We start from the raw sequence: 22,399 nt of genomic DNA, 5'->3' as shown, positions 1-22,399 counted from the left end.
ATATCGTTAAAATCGAGTAAGGTCTAGGGCAGAGGGGACACAGGCCGCTGTCATTCCGGGGCGCGCCACTCGGCGCGAGCCCGGAAGCCATTTCTCCGCATCAATTGCTGCACGACGGATTCCGGGTTCGATGCCTCGCATCGCCCCGGAATGACACGGGGTTTCTGTTGTGTTCACGCTTCCAGCGCGATCGCGTGAACGTGCCGGCCGTAGTCCGGCTCCTTGCGATGCACCGAGCGGCGATAGCTGAAGAAGCGTTCGTCGGCATAAGTGTCGAGGCCGAGATCGTCGATCATCAAAATGCCGGCGGCTTCCAGCCGCTTGCGGATGAAGCCGGCGAGATCGAACATCGCGTGTCCCTCGCGCACCGACGGGATGAAGAACATCGCGTTCTCCGCATCGACCTCGATGAACCGTGCCACGAACTCGTTGCCGACCTCGTAACTGTCCTGCCGGATCAGCGGGCCGATCGCGGCGATGATGCCGCCGCGCGAAGCGCCGAGTTTTTCCATCGCCGCAATCGTGGATTCCAGCACGCCCGTGAGCGCGCCTTTCCAGCCGGCATGCGCGCCGCCGATGACGCGGGCGTTGGGATCGACGAACAGCACGGGTCCACAATCCGCGGTGGAGACGCCGAGCGCGATGCCCGGCGCTCTGGTCACCAGCGCGTCGCCCTTCGGCCGCGGGCCGCTCGGCCAGGGCGCATCGGCGACGAGAACGTCGGGCGAGTGGATCTGATGCAGGCTGAGGAAGCGGTCGGCTGCAACGCCGACATGTTCGGCCATGCGGCGGCGGTTCTCTGCAACAAGGGTCTGATCGTCGTTGGAGCCGAGGCCGCCGTTCAGCGCGGAATAGATGCCGCCGGAGACGCCGCCTTCTCGCGTGAAGAAGGAATGGCGCAGGCCTGGCACTGCCGACAGCAGCGACGAGGTGAGGGTCATCAATTGCCTCCGGCCTGTTCGAGATCGCTGAGGCCGGCAATGCCCGTCAGCCGCGGCTCTGAGATGCCGAGCACCTTGAACATCGCGCCCATGCCGCTGCGCCCGGTGTCGGTCAACCGCTTCAGCGCCACGGAAATGTCGGTGGCTACTTCAGGTGTTGCCTTCTGGATCAGCGCGGCCGCACGGGTGTCGATGCCGACGCGCTTGAGGAAATCGCCCTGTGTCACCGGACCGTGCACGCGCGCACCGACATCTTCGGCCGCGCGCGCCAGCGCCTGGAAGTCGACATGGGCGGTGACGTCGGCCTGGCCCGGCGCCTTCAGCGGGTCGGTGAAGCTGTGCCGCGCGATCGCCTGGAAAGTGTCGCCGGCATCGCTGCGCAGATGCCCGTAATCGATGATCAGCGCGGCGCCGTCCTGATCGCGCACGCGCGTCGCGAGCTTCATGATCTCCGTATCGGGCCGCCATTCGAACACCGCACCAACAGGCGCCGCGCGCACCAGGGACGGCAGCAGCACGTCGAAGCGCGGCGTCGGCTCGGCCGCCGCGCCGAACTGGAGCCTGCCGTTGGGATCGATCTCGATCACGCGCTCGTGCCAGCCGCTCTCGCGCTTCACCATCTGGTGGATCGGCAGCACGTCGAAAAATTCGTTGGCGAGGATGATGCTGGGGCCCTCGGGCACGTCGTCGATGCTGTCGTGCCAGGCGATGTCGTTGCGCACGCCCGACAATGTCGCCTGTTGCCGCTCGCGCAGGACCGGGTTGACCTCGACCAGATGAATGCTGAGCCCCTGGAAGAGCGGCGGTAGCACGCGCAGCGCGCGTAGCGCATCCGCCATCATGGTGCCGCGGCCGGGACCGATCTCGATCAGCCGCAGGAACTGCGGCGAGCCCATCTGCTTCCACACGGAGGCGGTCCACAGGCCGAGCAATTCACCGAACATCTGGCTGACTTCGGGCGCAGTGGTGAAGTCGCCCTCGCGCCCCAGCGGATCGCGCGAGACGTAATATCCGTAGCGCGGATGCATCAGGCACGATTCCATATATCGCCAGACCGGCATCGGGCCTGAGGATTTGATCAGCGCCTTGATCTCGTTGAGCAGTGGCGAGTCTGTCACGTGTCTTCTCGAAATGAATTAACTGATGGACTCGGCGGGCTTGGGCGCGCCGCGCCTCACAGCCAATACAATAAGTATGCCGCCAACGATAAGCATCGGGATCGACAGCAGCATGCCCATGGTTAATCCGCCCCAGAGGTAGCCGAGCTGGACGTCCGGCTCGCGGAAATGCTCGCCGATGATCCGGGTGAGGCCGTAGATCAGGATGAAGCTGCCGAGGATGAGTCCCGGCCGCTTCAAGGCACCCATTCGGATCATCACTGCGAGCACGATGAACAGCAGGAGGCCTTCCATGCCCGCCTCATAGAGCTGGCTCGGATGGCGCGGCACGTTGCCGCCGGTCGGGAAGATCATGGCCCAGGGCAGGTTCGGGTCGGCGGCGCGGCCCCATAATTCGCCGTTGATGAAGTTGGTCAGCCGCACCAGGAAAATCCCGATCGGCGCCACGCCGCAGGTGATATCGCCGAGTGACAGGATCGAGATGCCATTCTTTCGGGCGAACCACATCACCGCCACGACGCAGCCGAGGAAGCCGCCGTGGAACGACATGCCGCCTTCCCACAATTTGAGGATGGCAGCCGGATGTTCGATGAAGAAGGGCAAATTGTAGAACAGTACGTAGCCGGTGCGGCCACCGACGATGATGCCGAGCGTCACCCACAGGATGAAGTCGTCGATCTGCACCAGCGAGATCGGCGCCGGCCCGCCCCACAGGCGCTCGTTCTTCAACAGCGAGCGCGCGTAGAGCCAGCCGATCGTGATCCCGCAGATATAGCCGAGCGCGTACCAGCGGATCGCAAACGGTCCGATCTCGAGTGCGATCGGGTTGAAGGAGGGGAAGTGGATGAGCAGGAAGGGCATCGCGCCTTCTATTGCTGGACGAGATTGCGGCGATAGAGCGCCAGCAGCCGCTCCCAATGCCGTTCGGCGGCGTCGCGGTCATAGACCGGACGCTTGGGAAAGGCGAAGCCGTGATGGGTGCCGGGATAGATCTCGACCTCGGCTTTCGCACCGCTCATGCCCTGCGTCACCTTCTCGATGATTTCGGCCGGCGCGTAGATATCGGTCTCGGCGCAGGCAAAATAGAGCTCGGCCCTGGTCTTGCCTGCCGCGAGATGCGGACTGTCGTCCTGGTCTGTCGCAAGCTGCGTGCCGTAGACAGAGGCCGCGGCCTTGACGCGATCAGGGAAATGGGTGGCGGCGTTGACGGCGTAGCGGCCGCTCATGCAGTAGCCGACGGTGCCGACGATTCTGGTGTTCGCGGCGGTCTGGCCCTCGGCATAGGTGAGCAGCGCGCGCGTGTCGTCCATGATCATGGGGATGGTGAGCGAGCCCATCAGCGCGAACATGCGCTTGCGCTCCGGAGCATTCGGATCGGCCGGCAGTGCGCCGAGCTCCATCACACCGGAGCGGTAATAGAGGTTCGGCAGCATCACGTAATAGCCCGAGGTCGCGAGCCGGCGCGCCATGTCGCGCAGCTCTTCGCGGATCGCAGGCGCGTCCATGTAGAACAGGATGACCGGGAACGGTCCGCCGCGCTCGGGATGAACGATGAAGGTCGCGGTGTGGCCGTCCCTGGTGGGAATTGCGATCTGCTGCTCGATCATGTCTTGCGTTCCGCCTTGTGATTCCCGTTATGCAGGGACGTTGAATACGATTGCAAGGAAACCGGGGCATGACAAGGATACCGCTCCGCGGCCCTTGAACCGGCCTTCGCGGATTGCCATTGTCTGGTCCGCTGTTCGCGCAAAGTTCATCGGGGCCGCCAAGAAACCGATCAGGAGACCGACATGACCCAGACCACCAACCGGTTTTTCGACGAGATCGGCCGCATGATGAACGACGCCGCCGGCGCGGCCCAGGGCGTCAAGCGCGAGTTCGACACGGTGCTGCGGACGCAGGCCGAGAAGTTCCTGCGCGACATGGACCTGGTCAAGCGCGAGGAGTTCGAGGCGGTCAAGGACATGGCCCGCCTGGCACGCGAGGAAAACGAGGCCCTGAAGGCGCGCATCGCTGCGCTGGAGGCCAAGCTCGGCGGGTAGATTTACTGGGCAGATCCGGGTCCGCCCGGCAGCCCATTCTCCTTGTCATTTCCGCATCTTCCGGGTAAAAGCCCGCCACGTCCGCGGCCCCCGCACCCCTGGAGGCTTGCTGCGGCGTACACCATGGGCCGCCTTGCGGCCCATTAACTTTTGCAAAAACAAGGACTTAGACTATGGCGACGACCGTCAAGGAATTGAAGGCGACCGCACGTCCGAAGAGCGGCAAGGGGGCCGCCCGGGCTGAGCGTCGCGCCGGCAGAGTGCCCGGAGTGATCTATGGTAACAACCAGCCCCCGCTCCCGATCTCGGTCGACGACCGCGAACTGCGCCAGCGCATCCTCGCCGGCCGGTTCCTGACCACGCTGGTCGACGTCGAACTCGACGGCAAGAAGCACCGCGTGATTCCGCGCGACTACCATCTTGATCCGGTCAAGGACTTCCCGATCCACGTCGACTTCATGCGTCTCGGCGAAGGCGCCACCATCCGCATCAGCGTCCCGCTGCATGTGGTGAAGGCGGAAGGTTCGCCCGGCGTGAAGCGCGGCGGCACCGTCAACATCGTCGCCCACGCGATCGAGCTCGAATGCGGCGTCGAGAGCATTCCGCAGTACATCGAGGCCGATGTCGGCGCTCTGGAAATCGGTCACTCGCTGCATCTGTCGGATGTCAAGCTTCCGGCCGGCGTGAAGGCGCTGACCCGCGAGGACGCGACGCTCGTCACCATCGTGCCGCCGTCCGGCTACGCCGAAGAGCAGAAGGCTGCGGCTGCGGCTGCTGCTGGTGGCGCGGCTCCGGGCGCTGCGGCTGCTCCGGCGGCTGGCGCTGCGGCTCCGGCTGCGGGTGCTGCTGCTCCGGCTGCGGCTGCCAAGGCTCCCGCCGGCGGCGACAAGAAGAAGTAATCTCTCAAAGAGCTGGCGCGCGGTCTCTGATCGCGTGCTGGCCGAGGGGCGCGCCGCGTCATGCGACTCTTTGTTGGGCTCGGCAATCCCGGCGCGAAATACGCACGTAACCGGCACAATATCGGCTTCATGGCCGTGGACGAGATCGCGCGGCGTCATGGTTTCGCACCGTGGCGCCGTCGTTTTCAGGGCGAAACCTCGGAAGGCACGCTCGGCACTGAGCGCGTCATCCTGCTCAAGCCCACGACCTACATGAACGACTCCGGCCGCAGCGTTCAGGAAGCCGCAGGCTTCTTCAAGATCGCGCCGGGCGACACCACGGTGTTTCACGACGAGCTCGAGCTGCCGCCGGGCAAGGTGCGGGTGAAGATCGGCGGCGGCATCGCCGGCCACAATGGCCTGCGCTCGATCTCGGCGCATATCGGCAACGAGTATCGCCGTGTCAGGCTCGGCATCGGTCATCCCGGCGTCAAGGAGATGGTGCACGGCCATGTCCTGTCGGACTTCGCCAAGGCCGACAACGACTGGGTGACGACGCTCTGCGATGCTGTGGCCGAGCATGCCGCACTGATCGTCAAGGGCACGGACGCGACCTTCGCCAACAGGGTGCATCTTGCGATGCAGGCGAAGGGATTTTTGACCAAGGACGAGAACGGCAAGGAATAACGCTCGTGGGATTCAAATGCGGAATCGTCGGATTGCCCAATGTCGGCAAGTCGACCTTGTTCAATGCGCTGACCGAGACGGCCGCGGCGCAAGCGGCGAACTATCCGTTCTGCACCATCGAGCCGAACGTCGGCGAGGTTGCGGTGCCTGATCCCAGGCTCGACAAGCTGTCGGCGATCGCGAAATCAGCTCAGATCATTCCGACCCGGCTGACCTTCGTCGACATCGCCGGCCTGGTGCGCGGCGCCTCCAAGGGGGAAGGCCTCGGCAACCAGTTTCTCGCCAACATCCGCGAGGTCGACGCCATCGCGCATGTCGTGCGCTGCTTCGAAGATTCCGACATCACCCATGTCGAGGGCAAGATCGCCCCGCTCGCCGACATCGAGACCATCGAGACCGAGCTGATGCTCGCCGATCTCGACAGCCTCGAGAAGCGCGTCGACAACCTCACCAAGAAGGCCAAGGGCAACGACAAGGACGCCAAGGAGCAGCTCGACCTCGTCAACCGCACGCTGGTGCTGCTGCGCGAAGGCAAGCCCGCGCGCCTCGTCGAGCGCAAGGCCGAGGAAGAGCGTGCCTTCGGCATGCTCGGCCTGTTGTCGTCGAAGCCCGTGCTTTACGTCTGCAACGTGGAGGAAGGCTCCGCCGCGACCGGCAACAACTTCTCCAAGGCGGTCGAGGAACAGGCTGCCAAGGAAGGCGCGGTCGCCGTCGTCATCTCCGCCAAGATCGAATCCGAGATCGCGACCATCTCGCGCGAAGAGCGTACCGACTTTCTGGAGACGCTTGGCCTCGAAGAGGCCGGCCTCGATCGCCTGATCCGCGCCGGTTACACGTTGCTCGACCTCATCACCTATTTCACGGTGGGCCCGAAGGAAGCGCGCGCCTGGACCATCTATCGCGGCACCAAGGCGCCGGGCGCGGCCGGTGTGATCCACACCGACTTCGAGAAGGGCTTCATCCGCGCCGAGACGATTGCGTATGAAGATTACGTCGCGCTCAACGGCGAAGCCGGCGCCCGCGATGCCGGCAAGCTGCGTCTCGAAGGCAAGGAATATGTCGTCGCCGACGGCGACGTGATGCATTTCCGGTTCAATACGTAGGGTCTTTCCTCCTCGTCATTGCGAGCGACGCGAAGCAATGACGGGCTATTCGTCGTCGCGGAACTGCTTGACGACAACAGCCGGATTCCCGGCGACGACCACGCGCGGAGCGACGTCCTCACGCACCACCGTCCCGGCGCCCACGACCGAGTGGTCGCCGATCGTCACGCCCTTGAGCACGATCGAGCGCGCGCCCACCCACACATTGTCCCCGATGCGCACCGGCGCGACGGCCCGGGCGGTCGGCGGCTCGTGCCGAAGCCGCGGGGGAAGGTTGTGAAAGGCCGTGTCGGCGATGTCGCAGTCGCTGATCAGGCAGAACGACCCGATGTCGACCTTCTGCTCGCAGCCGATCCAGCAGCCGTTGAGCAAGGTGTCATTGCCGACCGTCACCTGGCCATGCCCGGTGATGAGCACGCGCTTGCCGATCCGGCAGTTCGCACCGATCGACACCCGGACCCCGCGACCGAGCACCAGCCGACCCTTGAACACGATCCCGGGTCCGAGCTGGAGTCGGCGCCCGTACCGCACCGTCAGCCAGGCGCGCCGACAGGCGAAGAACAGGAGCGCACCGGCCCGCAGCACCGGGTTCTCGATCTTGCGCGCCACATTCGCTCCTGACCCTTGCGGCGCCCCGCGCCAGTCATGTCGTGCCGAGCGTCGCATCCGCGCGTAAATACGCGGTGAAGAACGACGTCGCACCTGGCGCGCCCGTCTCGGTGGCGGCATCCGTGAGTTTCGGACGAGAGAGCAAGGTGGCTGATCCTCGCCGATTCCTCGTCATTGCGAGCGAAGCGAAGCAGTCCAGACTGCTTCCGTGGCGACAGTCTGGATTGCTTCGTCGCTCCGCTCCTCGCAATGGAGGATTACCGCACCCCGCCGCCCTGATCCCTGATGGCGCCGAGATGCTCGTTGATGCGGAACACGATCAGGATCAATTCCGCGGCGATGCGCGAGAACACCACGCCAACGACGACGCCCGCGATCGATTCCAGCACGACCAGGAAGCCTGCGAACGGGCTGATCGCCATCGCGGTGAGCCCCGCGAATATTCCGGAAAGTCCGAACAGGCAGATCACGCCGATCACCAGCCAGTAAAAGGTCTTGATGATCGTCGGCGTGATGAAGCGGTCCCACTGAAACAGATCGCTGAATGAAAACATCTTTCTCCCCCGGGCAGATCACGCCCCCGGCCGCGCCATCAGAACAATGAGGCAGGTCCGGCCCGACTCGCCGAATGTAGCACGAGCCATGCGGGCCGGCGGGTTGAGATTGCCGCAAAGTGCGGCCACAATCTGTCCTTCCCGCAAAGCTTTTCCAAGATGACCCTGACCTTCGAAGATTTCCCGACCGGCCGCTACGGAACGTTCGGCCCGCGCCACGTCACCCGCGACGAGATCCTGGCTTTCGCCGCCGAGTTCGACCCGCAGCCGATGCATCTTGACGAGGAGGCCGCCGGCAGGAGCATGCTGCGCGGCTTGTCCGGCTCCGGCTGGCACCTCTGTTCGCTGATGATGCGGATGATGGCCGACGGCTTCATCACCCGCGCCGCCTCGCTCGGATCGCCTGGGGTCGACGAGGTGCGCTGGCTCTCGCCGCTCAGGCCGGGCGACGACCTCATGCTCGACGTCGACGTGATCGAGGCGCGCACCTCGAAGAGCAGGCCCAACCTCGGCATCGTCAAGTTCAAATGCACCGTGCGGAATGCCAGGGGTGAAGCGCTGTGCGAGATGACCTCGCCGATCCTGATCGAGCGGCGCGGGGGAGCGGTTTGATGCGGTTCTTCGAAGAGATCGAGATCGGTCATCGCCGCGACATCGGCAGCTATATCTTCACCGCGGAGTCCATCAAGACCTTTGCCGCGAAGTTCGATCCGCAGCGTTTTCACCTCGACGAGGAGGAGGGCAAGAACTCGCTGTTCGGCGGGCTGGCTGCGTCCGGCTGGCATGTCGGCTCGGCCTGCATGAGCCTGCTTGTCGCGGATGGCCAGCGCCTGGCGCGCGAAGCCGCTGCCCGCGGCGAGGAGGTCGCGGTGTGGGGGCCGTCACCGGGCTTTCGTGATCTGCGCTGGATCAAGCCGGTGCTATCAGGCGACACCGTGAGTTACGCCAATGTCGTCATCGACAAGCGCATATCGGGCTCGCGCCCGGGCTGGGGCATTCTGACCGCCCGCACCACGGGCACCAACCAGCGCGGCGAGGAGGTCTATTCCATCACCGCCACAGCCTTCGTGCCGATGCGGAAGGGCGATTAGATCAGTTCCAACATGAACGGCTGAAAAGAGCGCGCGAGTGTTGCCCGCGCGCTATGGACGCGATTCAGGGCGGCTGCCATAAGCCTCCCCGAGATGGCTGGCGCCTCGCAAAGCAGTTGCCGGAACCATCGAGTTGCTAACCAATTATGAACCTGTCGCTGTCTATTTGAACCAACTAGGCAGAGCACAGGGGACGAGCACGATGGCAGACCGCGGCGCACTCAAATTTGTCGGATTTATCTTTGCGACCGCGACGCTGGCCGTGATGCTGGTTGCCGGCATGGTGGTGAAGGGCTACGCCGACGGCGGCTACACCCTGGAAGCCTCGACGGTCGACGCGAGCCGTTAAGAGCTCGTTAACTCCGCGGGGCCACGAATTGGCCTCCGCGCGGCGCCGCGACGCGGCCCCTCCTTCAGCGGCTATAGACGAACGCCAAAATCGCGATCGCAACCGCCAGCAACCCGACAAAGCGCAACATGATGGTCCGGAACTGGTTCGGCGCAGGCCGCAGCGGTATCGGGTCCGTGTTATCGGGCCGAATGCTTTCCATCTTAAATTGTCCCCGAGGCCCGGCCGTCAGCGGCACGGGCGCTAGGCATTGGTCGCCGGCGATGGGCGGAGGGTTCAAGGCACACTCTCGTGTCCCGGACGCGCTGCAGCGTGCAACGCTGCTGCGCAGAGCCGGGACCTGTCGTCTCCCGCGTTCACCCTAACGACGGGCCCCGGCCCTGCGGCGCGTCACTGCGTGCCGCACCGCGTCCGGGGCCACGAGACCCACCCTGAATCAAAACCGCCGCGTTCCTTCCGGAACGCGGCGGCCGGTGATGCCTCGTATTCGCGATCAGCTGTTGCGCAGGCCGTCGGCAGCGCGCTTCCACTGCGAGACGTTGTCGGCGATCATGCGGGTCGACTTCATCGCGGCCTGGCTGAGCTGGGCGTAGCCCGAGATCTCGCGCTGGACCCGCTGGCCTTCGGCATGGAGCAGGTCGCGCAGACTCTCGAGTTCCGAGATCAGGTTCTCGATCTCGGCGAGCGAGGTGCCGGCGACGCGCTGGATCAGCGAGTTGACATTGGTGACGGTGGCTTCCGCGCTCGGATCGAGCGGCGGCGAATCCGTGGTCGTGGCCGCAGCCGGCCGGCGCAGATAGGCGATGTCGTTGCGGACGAAATCGCGGATGCCGGCTTCGACTTCCGTCACGGCGGCGAGGTTGTTGTCGACCGTCTCGGTCTCGGTGGCGGTTTCGGTCTTTTCCGGACGCATGGCGTTCATCGTTATTCCCCTGTTCGCGTTGAGCGCAGCGCGAGTGTCCCCCGCACGACGATGTGTGTCAGGCCGGTGCATCTGGGCGCCGGATTTTGACCGCAACAGGGCCGAGATGCGGCAAGGGCGGACCATTCGGGGGCCTTGCCGTGGCGTATGGTTAGGGAAGTCTAAAGAAGGCTCACCAGCTCTTCTTGAAACCCGCGGTCAGGCTCTTGTTGATCGCGCCTTGCGAGGTTTCGCCGACCGAGCCGGAGACGGTGACGTTGTCGAACAGCTTCTGTTCGGCGCCGACCTTGCGCAGCCATTTGTCGTCGCTGGTCGACATGGTCTGCCCGGCGGTGATGCTGGTGCCGGTGTCGGTGATCGTGACCCTGGCGGACTGGTCGGTCTCGTAATTGCGGGTGATGTGGCCGCCGACGCCGGGCAGCGCCGTGGTGCCCTGCTGGTTGACGCTGTAGCCGTTCTGGAGCGTCAGCGAATAGTCGCTCGACAGCGGCACCGATTTGGTCAGCGACGCCCCGAGCTTGCTTTGCTCGGAGCCGGGATCGACGCGGGCTTCGACCGCGGTCTTGTCCCAGATCGCGCCCGCGCCCGGCGCTGTCGCGGCGGCCCAGGCGCTGCCGGAGGATTGCGGCAGGTTGCCGCCGTTTTCGGCCTTTTGCGCCAGCAACTCCGACATCGTGGTCGGCTCTTTCGTGACAGTCATGTCGGCGCCGATGCGGGTGTCCCAGAACGAGGATACCGACTGTTTCACGGTGACGGCCGAGGAGCCGTCGGCGTTGGCATTGGACGACCAGTTCATGCCGCTATTGGCGGCGGCCTTGGCGCGCTTCTTGGCGGTGATGATGTCGTTGAGCGTGCCGGCGTCGATGGCGAGCTGACTCCAGTCGAGCTTGTCGACGTCGATCCCTTTGAGCACGTCGGTGTCGTTGACGTCAGGGGGCGTCTCGGCGACCTCGGCCTCGTCGTCATCAGGCACGATTGCGCCGGGGGGCGGGGAGAAGGGCGGAATGATCTGCGCCTGGGCTGAAAGCACCGCGCCGAAAATGAACGCGGCCGCCAGCGGCAGCCTGGTCCAGCCCAAACCTGTCGAGAATTCCATTGCCTTGCCCGCGAGCCCAGATCGCGCGCAGGATGCGGCGCTATCGTTGCAAAATTGTGGCGTTCGCCTCGCCCGGAATGACGAACCAACGGGCCGCGCGCAAATCACGCGCGCCCGATGACGAGCATCTCCACAACAGTATCCGGCGGGGCTGGAGGCCAGAACGCGTCGCGGGAGCATCAATCGACCGGTCCCGCATTGCGGAGCCCGTTGGTGTCCCCCTCAGCCGACGCTGGTCATCTTTGGCAGATGAATGGCGCGGCCGAGTGCCTGCTCGACCAGATCGAAGGTGTCGATCAGCACACGCATGTTGATGAGCCTGTCAGCCCTGAACTGGGCGAACTGCGCGACGCGCAACGAGATCGGCTTGTCGGAATCCAGCGCCGTCAGCGAATAGCGCAGCATCGAGGAGGCGGAATCGACGCCCAGCATGATGCTCTCGCGGTCGAAGCGGCGAACGTGGAAATTGTCGGCGAGTTGGCGGATGACCTGCAGCACGGCCGCCTTGCCCTGGCGCGCGCCCAGGAACGGAAACATGTCGATCGGACCGTAGATCGCCCATTCGACGTCCTCGTCGATCAGGGTCTCGATATCCTCGAAATGCCGGTCGTTGATCGCGCGGTGCAACGCGCGCGAGAAACGCCAGAGGCTATGCTCTGTCATCTTGGGCAGTCCTGACGCTGGTTTGCAGAAAACGGAAAACAACCCCATGCACCGCAATGTGCCCCGGGGCCGCTCAACTCATTTGTATACGAACAAATACGGGATTTCGGCCAAAACGCAATTCACGTTTTTGCAATGCACAAGTGAGCGCAAAATGTGAGATTTGCAATAGAACCCCGTAATTTACCGGTCCCGGCCAGGGGGCCGTTTCCGCCGATGGCCCCACCCACCGGCATGAAGGAGGTTCAAGCCCCGATTTCCCCGGGACGACGCTTACTCCCCCTCGGGCTTCCCCACGATCAGCGGCCCGATTTCCCGCTCCAGCACCTGCTGCACCAGATCGTAGGAATCGATGATCTCGCGGATCTGCGCGACCTGCCCGTTTCGGAAGGTGTAGAACACCGCCATGTCGAACTGCACGATGCGGCCGTTGTCGCGCTTGGTGAAATAGGTGTGCAGGTAGGTCGCGACATCGTCGCCGTCGGCGACGACGTGCGCCGCCTTGTAGCGGATCTCGGAATAGCGCGACCAGACCGTCTGCCAGAGCTCGCGCAGCTCGGCCTTGCCGTGGCGCGGGCCCATATGCGGCAGCACGTCGATCGGGGCGTGGGTGAGAAAGTCGACGTCGTCGGTGCAGCACGACAGCGCCGCCTCGAGATCGCCGCGCGCGAACGCGTCGAGCAGATGCAGCACGCGTTGCCTGTTCAGCGATGCAATAGTCATGCTGCTTCCCGCCCGCGTCGGCCGTGGATTGCAAACGCTATCGCGCGGGGCGCGGGTCCATCAATCCGCAAAAACACAGGGATATTCAGCGATTGGTCGTGGTGCAACGTACGGCGGTTCACGCGAGCGGGGAACCCGGCCCGCTGCTTGTTCGTTGAGGCGTCGACACCGCAGGAGACATCGATCCATGAAATCCCCGCTTCTCGCCGTCGCCGCCGCGCTGCTCATGCTGGGCGCGACCTCCGCCGCCAATGCCAAGGGCTGCATCAAGGGCGCCATCGTCGGCGGCGTCGCCGGCCACTATGCCGGTCATCACGGCATGCTCGGCGCCGCCGCCGGCTGCCTCTACGGCCGCCATCACGCCAAGGAACAGCAAGAGCAGCAGAAGCAGCAGCAACAGGGCCAGGTGAACGGGCAGGGCAAGCTGTAGCCCCTGGTCATTCCGGGGCTCGCGACAGCGCGATCCCGGAATCCATCATGCGGAATGGGCGTGACCCGGCTCACATCGCGCCCCTGCCGCCCCCGCTAACGTCATGTGCATGTCATCAGGGAGACGTGCCATGGCCACCATCGCCGCCGCGAGAAAGTCCCGCCTGTACAATGCGATCGAAGGTCTCGCGCTGACCGCGATCCTGCAGAGCTTCCCGACCTTCGCCGCAGCCGCGCTGCTGCTCAAATTGTGCGGCAACCACGACCTGGTCGGCGACCCCGGCGTCGCCATCTTCGTCGCCTTCGCCTCTATCGCCCACGCGCTGCTGGCCGTGACCTTCGGCCCGAGCTCCCCCGCCGTCTTCAAGACCGTCTACGAACCAAAGTTCTTCGAAGCCCATCTGTCGCTGGCCAACAAGATCACCGCTTGGCGCACCCAACCGGTGGCCTCGCTCCAGCTCATGACCATCGTGCTGTTGCTGTCGGTGATGGCGGTGGTGACGGCGAGTGTGGGGTGAGGCGAAGCGCTCTTTGTTCGACTTCCTCACACCGGTCGTCCTACCTCTTCTTCCACCCACCCCGTCGCCCCGGCTGCCCGCCCGTCGACTTCGGCGCCGGTCCGAACTCCGGGCCCGACTGGCGCGAGTCCGTCGGCTGGATGATTCGGCTCGTGCTTCCGAACGGTTTTGACGGCAGCGTCTGCTTCTCGCGGTAGGGCAGGGATTCCGGCCCGTGCATCTCGTCGAGATGCGGCTTGTGCACCTTCGAGCCGCCGCCACTGCCGCTCGCTTTCAGCGCGGAGCCCACGGTTTTCTTCTTCATGGCGCTGACGGGCAGATTGGCGGCGTCGCCATACTTCTTGCTGCCGGCATAGGCGCCGGCCTTGCCTTGCACAACGCGTTGCTTGGCCGTGGGATCGTCGACGACGGCGAGCTCGGTGGCGCGCAGGCGCTTGACTTCGTCGCGGAGGCGCGCGGCTTCCTCGAAGTTCAGATCGGCTGCAGCTTCGCGCATCCGCGTTTCCAGATCGGCGAGAACGGCCTCGAAATTGTGGCCGATCGAAATGATGTCGTCGGTCATGTCGTGACCGCCGACCTCGACCAGCACGTGGTCGCGCTCGTAGACGGAGTTGAGGATGTCGCCGATCTGCTTCTTTACGCTCTCCGGCGTGATGCCGTTGGCGGTGTTGTACTCGACCTGCTTTTCGCGGCGGCGGTTGGTCTCCGCGATGGCGCGCTCCATCGAGCCCGTCATCTGGTCGGCATAGAGGATCACCTGGCCGTCGACGTTGCGCGCGGCACGGCCGATGGTCTGGATCAGCGAAGTCTCGCTGCGCAAGAAGCCTTCCTTGTCGGCGTCGAGAATGGCGACCAGCGCGCATTCGGGAATGTCGAGACCCTCGCGCAACAGGTTGATGCCGACCAGCGCGTCGAAGGCGCCGAGACGGAGATCCCTGATGATCTCGATGCGCTCGATGGTGTCGATATCGGAGTGCATGTAGCGGACGCGAATGCCCTGCTCATGCAGATATTCGGTGAGGTCCTCCGCCATGCGCTTGGTCAGCACCGTGATCAGCGAGCGATAGCCGGCCTGCGCGGTGGCGCGGACCTCGCCGACAAGATCGTCGACCTGGGTGCGGGCCGGGCGAATGTTGACCGGGGGATCAATAAGTCCGGTCGGACGAATGACCTGCTCGACGAACACGCCGCCGCTTTCATTGAGCTCCCAGCCGCCTGGCGTCGCCGACACCGCAACCGTCTGCGGCCGCATCATGTCCCATTCCTCGAAGCGGAGCGGGCGGTTGTCCATGCAGGACGGCAAACGGAAGCCGTATTCGGCCAGCGTCGCCTTGCGGCGGAAGTCGCCGCGGAACATGCCGCCGATCTGCGGCACGGTGACGTGGCTTTCGTCGGCGAACACCAGCGCGTTGTCCGGCACGTATTCGAACAGCGTCGGCGGCGGTTCGCCGGGCAGGCGCCCGGTGAGATAGCGCGAATAATTCTCGATGCCGGCGCAGCTTCCCGTCGCTTCCATCATCTCGAGATCGAAGGTGGTGCGCTGCTCCAGTCGCTGCGCCTCCAGCAGGCGTCCCTGGTTGTTGAGCTGGTCGAGCCGTTGCTTAAGCTCCGACTTGATCGACTTGATCGCCTGCACCAGCGTCGGGCGCGGCGTCACGTAATGCGAGTTGGCGTACATCTTGATGAATTCGAGCTCGTCCTGCTTGTGGCCGGTGAGCGGATCGAACTCTTCGATGTTCTCGATGGTGTCGCCGAACAGATTCACGCGCCAGGCGCGGTCCTCATAGTGTGCCGGGAAGATGTCGATGACGTCGCCGCGCACACGGAACGTGCCGCGGGTGAAGTCGGCTTGCGTCCGCTTGTACTGGAGCGCGACGAGATCGGCGATGAGCTGACGCTGGTCGATGCGCTCGCCCTTCTTCAACGCAAACGTCATCGCGGTGTAGGTCTCGACGGAGCCGATACCGTAGATGCAGGACACCGAGGCGACGATGATGACGTCGTCGCGTTCGAGCAGCGCACGCGTCGCCGAGTGGCGCATGCGGTCGATCTGCTCGTTGATGGAGGAGTCCTTCTCGATATAGGTGTCGGTGCGCGGGACATAGGCTTCCGGCTGGTAGTAGTCGTAATACGAGACGAAATATTCCACCGCGTTGTCGGGGAAGAAGCTCTTGAACTCGCCATAAAGCTGGGCCGCCAGCGTCTTGTTCGGCGCCAGGATGATGGCGGGGCGCTGCGTCTTCTCGATCACCTGCGCCATGGTATAGGTCTTGCCCGAGCCGGTGACGCCGAGCAGCACCTGCGAGCGGTCGTTGCGCTGGATGCCTTCGACCAGTTCGGCGATCGCGGTCGGCTGGTCGCCGCGCGGCTCATAATGGGACTTGAGCTCGAAGCGTACGCCGCCTTCGGACTTTTCCGGGCGCGGCGGCCGGTGCGGCGTCCACACCTTCGTGGAGCCGTCGTCCTTGCGGAACTCCGGCCGGCCCTCGCGGATCAGCGATTCCAGCGCGTCGGCGGTCGCCTTGACGCCGAGCGCCTCCATCTTGGTGCGCGGCGGACGCGCCAGCGCCTCGGCATCATCCTCCTCGGTGGGGAGGCCGAGCTGTCGGGCCAGTTCCGGATCGAGCGTCGGGATCGTGGCCGCGGTGCCGTAATTGGCCTGCGGAGCCTCATCGAAACCCTCGGTCGAGGCACGTGCCCCCGCCGGCTGCGGATTGGGGCGCAGCGGCATCGGCTTGGTCGTGTCCTGTGGAAATTCTTTGGGCGTCGAGGCGCGCGCCCGGTGCGCGGCAGCCTCGCCACCGGCGCGGCGGTCGCGCGAATTGTCCGGTGGCGGCTGCAAGCCGGTGCCCGATCCGAGCCCGGCATCACCGCGGTTGATCGCGGGATTGAGCAATTCGGCCAGCGCCGGCCCGATCGGCTGTACATCGGGCCGATGTGCCTTCGAATTCGGAGCTTTGGATTTGGAGGATTTCGGGGGAGCAGGTTTCTTCGCCATGAGGCGAATATGGGACGAGTCCGCCCCTCAGAAAAGGGTGAAGGCACGTCCCCGTGCAGGCTGCTGACAGCAGGTTGGCAGCAGGCTCTGGACTACGCCGCCGGCTGCGGTCCGTCGCCGTCGACGACCGTCAAGCGCGGCTCGAGGATATCGAGATGGATCCCGCCGCAATCGGTGCAGCGCATGGTCCAGTACTCGCACCCGGCACGGCCGCCGATCACACGGAGCACCGTGAGATCGCCGTCGCATTCCGGGCAGATTGCCAGCACCTTGCGCGAATAGATTCTCGGCCGCGGATCGTCGTCGTAGTCGGTGACTGACATGAACCGGTGTCCCCCCTGCTGTCCTTCAGTCTTGTTGCCGTCGGCCTATTCGTCGTCGCGGTCGTCGACGTGCCGGCGGAAGCGATCGATGTGATGCTTGGCGTCCGCGATCGCAGCGTCGGGATCGGGCCAGGCGAAGCCGACTTCCATGGTCGGAAACAGCACGCCATCGATGGCAACCGGGCTGAAATCGGCGCGCCGGATACGGGCGTGCCACAGTCCCTTGCCAGCCTCGAAGGATTCGATGTCAAAGCCGTCGTAGAGGGTCGTCATTGGTAGTCCCCAAAAGCTCTCTTCTCGGAGGGTTAGAGGACCACGTTTGCGAATTTCGATATGTGAAGCCGTTCACAAGAGGCGGGCTTTTTCAGCCGAATGCACGAGAGGTCAGCCCCGCCCGGCGGCGCGTCCGGAACGGCGCGGACGGGCCGCGGGTTCCGCTGCCGCCCGCATGATCCAGCGACGGAACGCGGCAAAGTCGCGCTGTTCGGTCTGGAAACTGCGATAGACCAGGTACCAGCGCATGCCCTTGGGCACCGAGAGGTCGAACGGCGCTACCAGTCGCCCGGCGGCGAGGTCGTCGTCGATATAGGGCCGGATGCCCATGGCGATGCCGAGCCCGTCGGCGGCGGCTTGCAGCGCCTGGCCGTAGAACTGGAACTCCGGCCCGCGCGGATTGATGCGGCCAAGGCTCGCGGCCTTCAGCCAGATCGGCCAGTCCTCGGGGGAATGCTCGACGCGGATCAGGCTGGGGCCTTTCAGGTCGGCCGGCCGCCTCAGGCTGGTGGCGAGGCGGGGCACGCAGACCGGCGTGAGGTCGCCGGCGAACAAAGGCTCGGCCACCAGCCCCGGCCAGTCGCCAGTGCCGAGCTTGATACCGCAGCTCCAATCCTCGCCGAACGGGACTGACGCGCCGCCGGTGGTGAAGCGCACCTCGATGTCGGGCTCCTCATTGCGAAACTCCGATAGCCGCGGGATCAGCCAGCGCATCGCAAAGGTATGTCCCACGCCAATGGTGAGCACGCGCACGCTGGACGGCGCCGTCACCTGCGCGGTGAGGCTGGCGAGCGCGTCGAAGATCGGCGTCAGCCCGCTCTGATAGGCGCGCCCCGCCTGGGTCAGCACCAGCCTGTTGGCTTTGCGCTCGAACAGCGCGACGCCGAGCCGCTCTTCCAGGAGATGCACCATGCGGCTGACGGCGGCCGCCGACACGCTCAGTTCGACGCCGGCCGCAGCAAAACTGCCGGTCCGCGCCGCCGCCTCGAATGCCTTGATGCCGTTGAGAAAGAGCAGCCGGCGCAAATGGAGGACCCTCAGGAAAGCTGATGCCAGGCCAAGATAACTCAGTTTGCGCCGACGCGGCAAGCGAGGCACAAACATCAGCGTAATTCATGCTGATTTGTCGAGCCGGTGGCGGTCGTCTTTCGCCTCCCCCGCAAAGCGGGGCGAGGGGGAATTAGCAGTCTGCGTCCCTAACCTGTCGATCGGAGCCCCTGTCGTGACGCCCATCATGATCGCTGCCCTTGGATTGCTGATGGTCGCCACCGCGTTCCTGTCGGGGCTGTTCGGCATGGCGGGCGGGTTGATCCTGATCGGCGTGCTGCTGGCCTTGATGCCGCTGCCGACCGCGATGGTGCTGCATGCGATCACGCAGATGGCCTCTAACGGCTGGCGCGCTCTGTTGTGGCGGGCGCATATCCGCTGGCGGCCGGTCGCGAACTACATGGTCGGCGCCGCCGTCGCGCTCGCGGCCTGGTCGCTCACCCGCTACGTGCCGGACAAGCCGATGGCGCTGCTGCTGCTCGGCATCACGCCGTTCATGGCGCGCTTGCTGCCTACCAATATCAAGCCCGACCCTGACCGCCTCTGGCAGGGCAGCGTCTATGGCACGATTTGCATGGGCCTGATGCTGATGACCGGCGTCTCCGGCCCGCTGCTCGATACCTTCTTCCTCGGCGGCAATTTCGGCCGGCGCGAGAAGGTGGCGACCAAAGCGATGTGCCAACTGATCAGCCACTTCACCAAGCTGATCTATTTCGGCGGCATCATCGACCAGGCCGCCTCGCTTGATCCCGTGCTCGCCGGTATCGCTATTGCAGCCTCGATGCTCGGCACCTCGCTGGCGCGACGCATTCTTGAAGCCATGACCGACCAGCAATTCGTGGCCTGGTCCAACAAGCTGATCACTACCATCGGCTGCTATTACATCGCCTATGGCGGATGGCTCCTGCTCCGCGTGCCGGTGCTGGCTGCCTTCGACAAGGGAGTTTTGCAATGAGCTGTAAAGCCGACCCGCTGGTGCTGGATTTCGTCGAATGGATCGCACGCGAGCCGCGCGCCTATGCCGAGGTGATCTCGACCTGGAAGACCTCGTGCCCGCGCCTCACCATCTGGGAGGATGCCGCCGACCGCGGCTTCGTCGCGCGCGAGACGCTGCCCGGCATCGGCCTGATCATCGCAGTGACGGAAGATGGCGAGAGGCTGTTGCGGACGAACGGGCGGTAGCGCCACATCGTCATTGCGAGCGCAAGCGAAGCCATCCAGAATGTCCTTCGCGGCGGCACACTGGATTGCTTCGCTGCGCTCGCAATGACGGAACCCCAAATATGTCGCTCAAGCTCTTCGAACTCGTCGGCACTGATGCCTCTCGCCCGTTCAGCCCGTTCTGCTGGCGCACGCGGATGGCGCTGGCGCATAAGGGGCTGACGGTGGAATCGCTGCCCTGGCGCTTCACCGAAAAGAGCACGATCGCGCCGCACGGCTCGGAGAAAGTCCCGGTGCTGCTGCATCACGACAGGCCCGTGGTCGATTCCTGGGCGATCGCGAATTATCTCGAAGACAATTTTCCTGAGAGCCCGTCGCTGTTCGGCGGCGAGGGCGGCCGCGCCATGGCACGCATGCTCAACGCGTGGGGCGATATCGCCATCGTCGGCGGCATCTTCCCGCTGATCATCGCCGACATCCCGAAAAATCTGGCCGAGACCGATGCCACCTATTTTCGCCAATCGCGCGAAGCGCGCTTTGGCGGCAAGACTCTGGAAGAGGTGATGGGAAGCCGTGACACCGGCGTCGTCGCATTCCGCACCTCGCTGGAGGTGATGCGACAGGCGCTCAAGAAGCAGCCCTTCATCGGCGGCAGCGCGCCGAACTATGCCGACTACATCGTGTTCGGTGGTTTCCAATGGGCGCGCGTGGTGAGCCCGTTCAAGCTGCTCGAGGCGGACGATCCCGTCTATGCCTGGCGCGAAAAGCTGCTCGATGCGTTCGACGGCATGGCGCGCAAGTCGCCGGGGCACGCGGTGTAAGCCCGGCTCTCTCCCGTCGTCGTCCTGGCGAAAGCCAGGACCCATACCGCGGAATCTATCGGTGATGAGCGATAGGAGTACCGAACGACGAGTCTTCGCCAAGCATGCCGTTGGGGTAATGGGTCCTGGCTTTCGCCAGGACGACACTGGGAGTGTTGCGATCTTCTCGCGTCTAACGCGCTTCCGCCGCCGCCTTGCGCAGACACTCCCGGCACAGGCAATCCTCGCCCTTGACCGGCATCGGCAAGCGCGCGGTCTCTTCCGCGCACCAGCAACTGCCAGAGAGATCGCAGCCGAACTCGGCGCCGCAGCGGGAACAGGCGAGCCGGCGTGGGGCCGGCTGCGAGGGCGTGATTTCTTTCGGATTTGTCATGATTTACGCAAAAGCTTCAACGCCATTTTCATGTCGGGTTCATCTCGACCTCGGCTATATTAGGCGCCGCGCACGGACCAGGGAAGCGGTTGGCAACGCGCGGAGAACAAATCGATGGCCCGCGATTCGCAAGCCGCCCTCGTCGCGCTGAACCGCTTCGGCTTCGGTGCCCGGGGCGGCGCATCCGGCGATCTCATCAATGCGGCCTCCGATCCCCGAGGTTTTGTGAAGGCAGAACTGGCGCGTTCCTACGGCGTGCTGCTGGAGGCGCCGGGGCTGCAATCGACGCCGCAACTCGGACAGGCGGCGTTCGCCTACCAGGATCAGGTCAAGCAGGCGCGCGAAGCCGCGAAGGCCGCGACGCAGAGCGAAGCGCCGGCGCCGCAGCCGTCCGCAGAGCCAAAGCCCGACAAGCCGTTGCGGCGCAATCTCTCGCTCAACACCATGATGACCGAGATCGCCGGTCGGCTGGCCGGAGCCAAACCTGCCGACAATGCGATGAAGCCCGACAGCATGCAGCCCAACGCCGCTGCGCCGCCTGCCGCAAAGCCATCGCCGCAGCCGCTCAACGTGATTCAAAAGACCTTTCGCGCCGAGGCGCTGGCGCGGCTGCAGCGCGCGATGATGGTCGATTGCGGCTTCACCGAGCGTCTGGTCGTGTTCTGGTCCAATCATTTCTGCATCTCCGCGAGCAAGGGCGAGCTGGCGCGGATGTGGGCCGGCGCGTTCGAGCGCGAGGCGATCCGTCCGCATGTGCTCGGCCACTTCGCCGACATGTTGAAAGCCGTCGAGCAGCATCCGGCGATGCTGTTCTTCCTCGACAATCAGCAATCGCTCGGACCGGACTCGCGCGCAGGCCAGAACCGCAAGCGCGGGCTGAACGAAAATCTCGCGCGCGAGATCATGGAGCTGCATACGCTTGGCGTCGGCGGCGGCTATACGCAGGACGACGTCACCTCGCTCGCGCGCATCATCACCGGCTGGACGTTCGCCGGCCGGAAGGGGCAGATCGGAGCGCCGGGCTCGTTCGCGTTCAACGCCAATGCGCATCAGCCCGGGCCGCAGCTGCTGCTCGGCAAGACCTACGAGGCGACCGGGCTCGCGCAGGGTGAAGCCGCACTCGCCGATATCGCGCGGCATCCGTCGACCGCGAATTTCATCGCCACCAAATTTGTTCGCCACTTCGTTGCCGATGATCCGCCGCCGGCGCTGGTGGCGCGGCTGCGCAATGTCTTCGTCAAGACCGACGGCGATCTCAAGGCGCTTGCCACGGCTTTGGTCGATTCCGATGAAGCGTGGAAGGCGCCGCTGACCAAGATGCGTTCGCCTTACGATTTCCTGGTCGCGACCGGCCGGCTGCTCGCGCGTGTGCCTGAAGATCCCGGTAGCTATCTCAGCAACCTGAACCTGCTCGGCCAGCCGCTGTGGACGCCGGCCGGACCGAACGGTTTCCCCGATACGGCCGCGGCCTGGGCCGCGCCCGAGGGCATGAAGCTGCGGCTCGACATCGCCTCGCAGATGGGCGCGCGGCTCGGGCCCAACATCGATCCGCTCGATCTTCTTGAATTCGCCGCGGCCGATGCGGCGTCGGTCGAAACGCGCAAAACCATCGAGCGCGCGGAATCGCGCCAGCAGGCGCTGGCGCTGCTCTTGATGTCGCCGGAATTGCAGCGGAGATGA

General features: G+C 64.8%; 29 protein-coding genes. 13 read left to right on the top strand and 16 right to left on the bottom strand.

The features are described from left to right. Window positions 1-173 precede the first annotated feature (173 nt). The 4 genes from pgeF to JQ631_RS14145 are packed head-to-tail and all read right to left on the bottom strand — an operon-like array spanning window position 174 to window position 3,666. Window positions 174-941, bottom strand: coding sequence for a peptidoglycan editing factor PgeF (gene pgeF, locus JQ631_RS14160; RefSeq protein WP_212327006.1), 768 nt, complete (start codon window positions 939-941; stop codon window positions 174-176). Next, window positions 941-2,059, bottom strand: coding sequence for a class I SAM-dependent methyltransferase (locus tag JQ631_RS14155; protein ID WP_212327004.1), 1,119 nt, complete (start codon window positions 2,057-2,059; stop codon window positions 941-943). The genes pgeF and JQ631_RS14155 overlap by 1 nt, the downstream gene beginning before the upstream one ends. A gap of 18 nt (window positions 2,060-2,077) precedes the next feature. Then, window positions 2,078-2,920, bottom strand: a complete 843-nt coding sequence (lgt, locus tag JQ631_RS14150) for a prolipoprotein diacylglyceryl transferase (RefSeq protein ID WP_212327002.1) — start codon at window positions 2,918-2,920, stop codon at window positions 2,078-2,080. 8 nt (window positions 2,921-2,928) lie between these two features. Beyond that, window positions 2,929-3,666 carry a dienelactone hydrolase family protein gene (locus JQ631_RS14145; RefSeq protein ID WP_212327000.1) on the bottom strand — a complete coding sequence of 246 codons (738 nt, stop codon included), beginning with the start codon at window positions 3,664-3,666 and terminating at the stop codon, window positions 2,929-2,931. 183 nt (window positions 3,667-3,849) lie between these two features. On the opposite strand from JQ631_RS14145, the gene JQ631_RS14140 reads away from it, so the two are divergent. The 4 genes from JQ631_RS14140 to ychF all read left to right on the top strand — a co-directional run bounded on the left by JQ631_RS14140 (window position 3,850) and on the right by ychF (window position 6,769). Further along, window positions 3,850-4,101, top strand: coding sequence for an accessory factor UbiK family protein (locus JQ631_RS14140; protein ID WP_200296086.1), 252 nt, complete (start codon window positions 3,850-3,852; stop codon window positions 4,099-4,101). 173 nt (window positions 4,102-4,274) lie between these two features. Next, window positions 4,275-5,000, top strand: coding sequence for a 50S ribosomal protein L25/general stress protein Ctc (locus JQ631_RS14135; RefSeq protein WP_212326997.1), 726 nt, complete (start codon window positions 4,275-4,277; stop codon window positions 4,998-5,000). A gap of 60 nt (window positions 5,001-5,060) precedes the next feature. After that, window positions 5,061-5,666, top strand: a complete 606-nt coding sequence (gene pth, locus JQ631_RS14130) for an aminoacyl-tRNA hydrolase (RefSeq protein ID WP_148777677.1) — start codon at window positions 5,061-5,063, stop codon at window positions 5,664-5,666. Window positions 5,667-5,671: 5 nt separating this feature from the next. Continuing rightward, entirely contained in the window at window positions 5,672-6,769 is a 1,098-nt protein-coding gene (gene ychF, locus JQ631_RS14125) for a redox-regulated ATPase YchF (protein WP_212326995.1), read from the top strand. Window positions 6,770-6,814: 45 nt separating this feature from the next. Here ychF and JQ631_RS32495 read toward each other — a convergent pair whose 3' ends face one another. Both JQ631_RS32495 and JQ631_RS14115 read right to left on the bottom strand, forming a co-directional pair. Further along, window positions 6,815-7,378, bottom strand: coding sequence for an acyltransferase (locus JQ631_RS32495; RefSeq protein ID WP_212326993.1), 564 nt, complete (start codon window positions 7,376-7,378; stop codon window positions 6,815-6,817). A 257-nt stretch (window positions 7,379-7,635) separates the two neighbouring features. Further along, complete coding sequence (locus tag JQ631_RS14115; RefSeq protein WP_027534247.1) at window positions 7,636-7,932, bottom strand: DUF4282 domain-containing protein; 297 nt, start codon at window positions 7,930-7,932, stop codon at window positions 7,636-7,638. Between the two features lie 159 nt (window positions 7,933-8,091). Between JQ631_RS14115 and JQ631_RS14110 the strand changes: the two genes are divergently transcribed. From JQ631_RS14110 to JQ631_RS14100, 3 genes are all read left to right on the top strand, one after another. Then, window positions 8,092-8,544, top strand: coding sequence for a MaoC family dehydratase (locus JQ631_RS14110; protein ID WP_212326991.1), 453 nt, complete (start codon window positions 8,092-8,094; stop codon window positions 8,542-8,544). Continuing rightward, the gene (locus JQ631_RS14105) at window positions 8,544-9,023 is read left to right on the top strand and encodes a MaoC family dehydratase (protein ID WP_212326989.1); all 480 of its coding nucleotides are present in this window, start codon (window positions 8,544-8,546) and stop codon (window positions 9,021-9,023) included. Before JQ631_RS14110 ends, JQ631_RS14105 begins: the two co-directional genes overlap by 1 nt. A 202-nt stretch (window positions 9,024-9,225) precedes the next feature. Continuing rightward, window positions 9,226-9,372, top strand: coding sequence for a hypothetical protein (locus JQ631_RS14100; protein ID WP_212326987.1), 147 nt, complete (start codon window positions 9,226-9,228; stop codon window positions 9,370-9,372). Window positions 9,373-9,436: 64 nt separating this feature from the next. On the opposite strand, the gene JQ631_RS14095 is transcribed toward JQ631_RS14100, so the two are convergent. From JQ631_RS14095 to JQ631_RS14075, 5 genes are all read right to left on the bottom strand, one after another. Beyond that, a complete protein-coding gene (locus tag JQ631_RS14095) occupies window positions 9,437-9,574 on the bottom strand; it encodes a hypothetical protein (protein WP_212326985.1) in 138 nt (45 codons plus the stop codon). A gap of 291 nt (window positions 9,575-9,865) precedes the next feature. Then, complete coding sequence (locus JQ631_RS14090; protein ID WP_212326983.1) at window positions 9,866-10,294, bottom strand: hypothetical protein; 429 nt, start codon at window positions 10,292-10,294, stop codon at window positions 9,866-9,868. 172 nt (window positions 10,295-10,466) lie between these two features. After that, window positions 10,467-11,390 carry a hypothetical protein gene (locus JQ631_RS14085; protein ID WP_212326981.1) on the bottom strand — a complete coding sequence of 308 codons (924 nt, stop codon included), beginning with the start codon at window positions 11,388-11,390 and terminating at the stop codon, window positions 10,467-10,469. Between the two features lie 222 nt (window positions 11,391-11,612). Then, window positions 11,613-12,053 (bottom strand): nuclear transport factor 2 family protein, encoded by a 441-nt coding sequence (locus tag JQ631_RS14080; RefSeq protein ID WP_212326979.1) that lies wholly within the window; start codon window positions 12,051-12,053, stop codon window positions 11,613-11,615. A gap of 273 nt (window positions 12,054-12,326) precedes the next feature. Then, on the bottom strand, window positions 12,327-12,776 hold the full coding sequence (locus JQ631_RS14075) for a nuclear transport factor 2 family protein (protein WP_212326977.1): 450 nt from the start codon (window positions 12,774-12,776) through the stop codon (window positions 12,327-12,329). Between the two features lie 187 nt (window positions 12,777-12,963). On the opposite strand from JQ631_RS14075, the gene JQ631_RS14070 reads away from it, so the two are divergent. Both JQ631_RS14070 and JQ631_RS14065 read left to right on the top strand, forming a co-directional pair. Further along, a complete protein-coding gene (locus JQ631_RS14070; RefSeq protein ID WP_212326975.1) occupies window positions 12,964-13,206 on the top strand; it encodes a hypothetical protein in 243 nt (80 codons plus the stop codon). Window positions 13,207-13,336: 130 nt separating this feature from the next. Further along, window positions 13,337-13,723, top strand: coding sequence for a hypothetical protein (locus JQ631_RS14065; protein WP_212326973.1), 387 nt, complete (start codon window positions 13,337-13,339; stop codon window positions 13,721-13,723). A 40-nt stretch (window positions 13,724-13,763) separates the two neighbouring features. Here JQ631_RS14065 and uvrB read toward each other — a convergent pair whose 3' ends face one another. The 4 genes from uvrB to JQ631_RS14045 form a co-directional block, all read right to left on the bottom strand. Then, complete coding sequence (gene uvrB, locus JQ631_RS14060) at window positions 13,764-16,721, bottom strand: excinuclease ABC subunit UvrB (RefSeq protein WP_212326972.1); 2,958 nt, start codon at window positions 16,719-16,721, stop codon at window positions 13,764-13,766. Window positions 16,722-16,813: 92 nt separating this feature from the next. Next, window positions 16,814-17,044: a hypothetical protein gene (locus JQ631_RS14055; RefSeq protein WP_212326971.1), complete on the bottom strand. Its 231-nt coding sequence runs from the start codon at window positions 17,042-17,044 to the stop codon at window positions 16,814-16,816. Window positions 17,045-17,089: 45 nt separating this feature from the next. Continuing rightward, window positions 17,090-17,317 (bottom strand): hypothetical protein, encoded by a 228-nt coding sequence (locus JQ631_RS14050; RefSeq protein ID WP_212326970.1) that lies wholly within the window; start codon window positions 17,315-17,317, stop codon window positions 17,090-17,092. A gap of 111 nt (window positions 17,318-17,428) precedes the next feature. Further along, window positions 17,429-18,343, bottom strand: coding sequence for a LysR substrate-binding domain-containing protein (locus JQ631_RS14045; protein WP_212326969.1), 915 nt, complete (start codon window positions 18,341-18,343; stop codon window positions 17,429-17,431). Window positions 18,344-18,539: 196 nt separating this feature from the next. Between JQ631_RS14045 and JQ631_RS14040 the strand changes: the two genes are divergently transcribed. From JQ631_RS14040 to JQ631_RS14030, 3 genes are all read left to right on the top strand, one after another. After that, entirely contained in the window at window positions 18,540-19,319 is a 780-nt protein-coding gene (locus JQ631_RS14040) for a TSUP family transporter (protein WP_212326968.1), read from the top strand. Next, complete coding sequence (locus JQ631_RS14035) at window positions 19,316-19,546, top strand: hypothetical protein (RefSeq protein ID WP_212326967.1); 231 nt, start codon at window positions 19,316-19,318, stop codon at window positions 19,544-19,546. Before JQ631_RS14040 ends, JQ631_RS14035 begins: the two co-directional genes overlap by 4 nt. A gap of 101 nt (window positions 19,547-19,647) precedes the next feature. After that, window positions 19,648-20,346 carry a glutathione S-transferase family protein gene (locus JQ631_RS14030; RefSeq protein ID WP_212326966.1) on the top strand — a complete coding sequence of 233 codons (699 nt, stop codon included), beginning with the start codon at window positions 19,648-19,650 and terminating at the stop codon, window positions 20,344-20,346. 172 nt (window positions 20,347-20,518) lie between these two features. Here the strand turns inward: JQ631_RS14030 and JQ631_RS14025 are convergent, their stop codons facing one another. Continuing rightward, entirely contained in the window at window positions 20,519-20,719 is a 201-nt protein-coding gene (locus JQ631_RS14025) for a cysteine-rich CWC family protein (protein WP_212326964.1), read from the bottom strand. A gap of 114 nt (window positions 20,720-20,833) precedes the next feature. Here JQ631_RS14025 and JQ631_RS14020 point away from each other — a divergent pair, with 114 nt between their 5' ends. Next, window positions 20,834-22,399, top strand: coding sequence for a DUF1800 domain-containing protein (locus JQ631_RS14020; protein WP_212326962.1), 1,566 nt, complete (start codon window positions 20,834-20,836; stop codon window positions 22,397-22,399).

The organism is Bradyrhizobium manausense (genome assembly GCF_018131105.1).
GTDB classification, from domain to species: domain Bacteria; phylum Pseudomonadota; class Alphaproteobacteria; order Rhizobiales; family Xanthobacteraceae; genus Bradyrhizobium; species Bradyrhizobium manausense_B.
The sequence above is the reverse complement of the archived record's forward strand: the minus strand, read 5'-3'. Positions and strand labels throughout refer to the sequence as shown.

Coding starts and splice junctions, on each gene's coding strand:
- pgeF (WP_212327006.1), bottom strand. CDS start 941: ATGACCCTCACCTCGTCGCTGCTGTCGGCAGTGCCAGGCCTGCGCCAT.
- lgt (WP_212327002.1), bottom strand. CDS start 2,920: ATGCCCTTCCTGCTCATCCACTTCCCCTCCTTCAACCCGATCGCACTC.
- JQ631_RS14145 (WP_212327000.1), bottom strand. CDS start 3,666: ATGATCGAGCAGCAGATCGCAATTCCCACCAGGGACGGCCACACCGCG.
- JQ631_RS14140 (WP_200296086.1), top strand. CDS start 3,850: ATGACCCAGACCACCAACCGGTTTTTCGACGAGATCGGCCGCATGATG.
- JQ631_RS14135 (WP_212326997.1), top strand. CDS start 4,275: ATGGCGACGACCGTCAAGGAATTGAAGGCGACCGCACGTCCGAAGAGC.
- pth (WP_148777677.1), top strand. CDS start 5,061: ATGCGACTCTTTGTTGGGCTCGGCAATCCCGGCGCGAAATACGCACGT.
- JQ631_RS14115 (WP_027534247.1), bottom strand. CDS start 7,932: ATGTTTTCATTCAGCGATCTGTTTCAGTGGGACCGCTTCATCACGCCG.
- JQ631_RS14110 (WP_212326991.1), top strand. CDS start 8,092: ATGACCCTGACCTTCGAAGATTTCCCGACCGGCCGCTACGGAACGTTC.
- JQ631_RS14105 (WP_212326989.1), top strand. CDS start 8,544: ATGCGGTTCTTCGAAGAGATCGAGATCGGTCATCGCCGCGACATCGGC.
- JQ631_RS14100 (WP_212326987.1), top strand. CDS start 9,226: ATGGCAGACCGCGGCGCACTCAAATTTGTCGGATTTATCTTTGCGACC.
- JQ631_RS14095 (WP_212326985.1), bottom strand. CDS start 9,574: ATGGAAAGCATTCGGCCCGATAACACGGACCCGATACCGCTGCGGCCT.
- JQ631_RS14090 (WP_212326983.1), bottom strand. CDS start 10,294: ATGAACGCCATGCGTCCGGAAAAGACCGAAACCGCCACCGAGACCGAG.
- JQ631_RS14085 (WP_212326981.1), bottom strand. CDS start 11,390: ATGGAATTCTCGACAGGTTTGGGCTGGACCAGGCTGCCGCTGGCGGCC.
- JQ631_RS14080 (WP_212326979.1), bottom strand. CDS start 12,053: ATGACAGAGCATAGCCTCTGGCGTTTCTCGCGCGCGTTGCACCGCGCG.
- JQ631_RS14075 (WP_212326977.1), bottom strand. CDS start 12,776: ATGACTATTGCATCGCTGAACAGGCAACGCGTGCTGCATCTGCTCGAC.
- JQ631_RS14070 (WP_212326975.1), top strand. CDS start 12,964: ATGAAATCCCCGCTTCTCGCCGTCGCCGCCGCGCTGCTCATGCTGGGC.
- JQ631_RS14065 (WP_212326973.1), top strand. CDS start 13,337: ATGGCCACCATCGCCGCCGCGAGAAAGTCCCGCCTGTACAATGCGATC.
- uvrB (WP_212326972.1), bottom strand. CDS start 16,721: ATGGCGAAGAAACCTGCTCCCCCGAAATCCTCCAAATCCAAAGCTCCG.
- JQ631_RS14055 (WP_212326971.1), bottom strand. CDS start 17,044: ATGTCAGTCACCGACTACGACGACGATCCGCGGCCGAGAATCTATTCG.
- JQ631_RS14050 (WP_212326970.1), bottom strand. CDS start 17,317: ATGACGACCCTCTACGACGGCTTTGACATCGAATCCTTCGAGGCTGGC.
- JQ631_RS14035 (WP_212326967.1), top strand. CDS start 19,316: ATGAGCTGTAAAGCCGACCCGCTGGTGCTGGATTTCGTCGAATGGATC.
- JQ631_RS14030 (WP_212326966.1), top strand. CDS start 19,648: ATGTCGCTCAAGCTCTTCGAACTCGTCGGCACTGATGCCTCTCGCCCG.
- JQ631_RS14025 (WP_212326964.1), bottom strand. CDS start 20,719: ATGACAAATCCGAAAGAAATCACGCCCTCGCAGCCGGCCCCACGCCGG.
- JQ631_RS14020 (WP_212326962.1), top strand. CDS start 20,834: ATGGCCCGCGATTCGCAAGCCGCCCTCGTCGCGCTGAACCGCTTCGGC.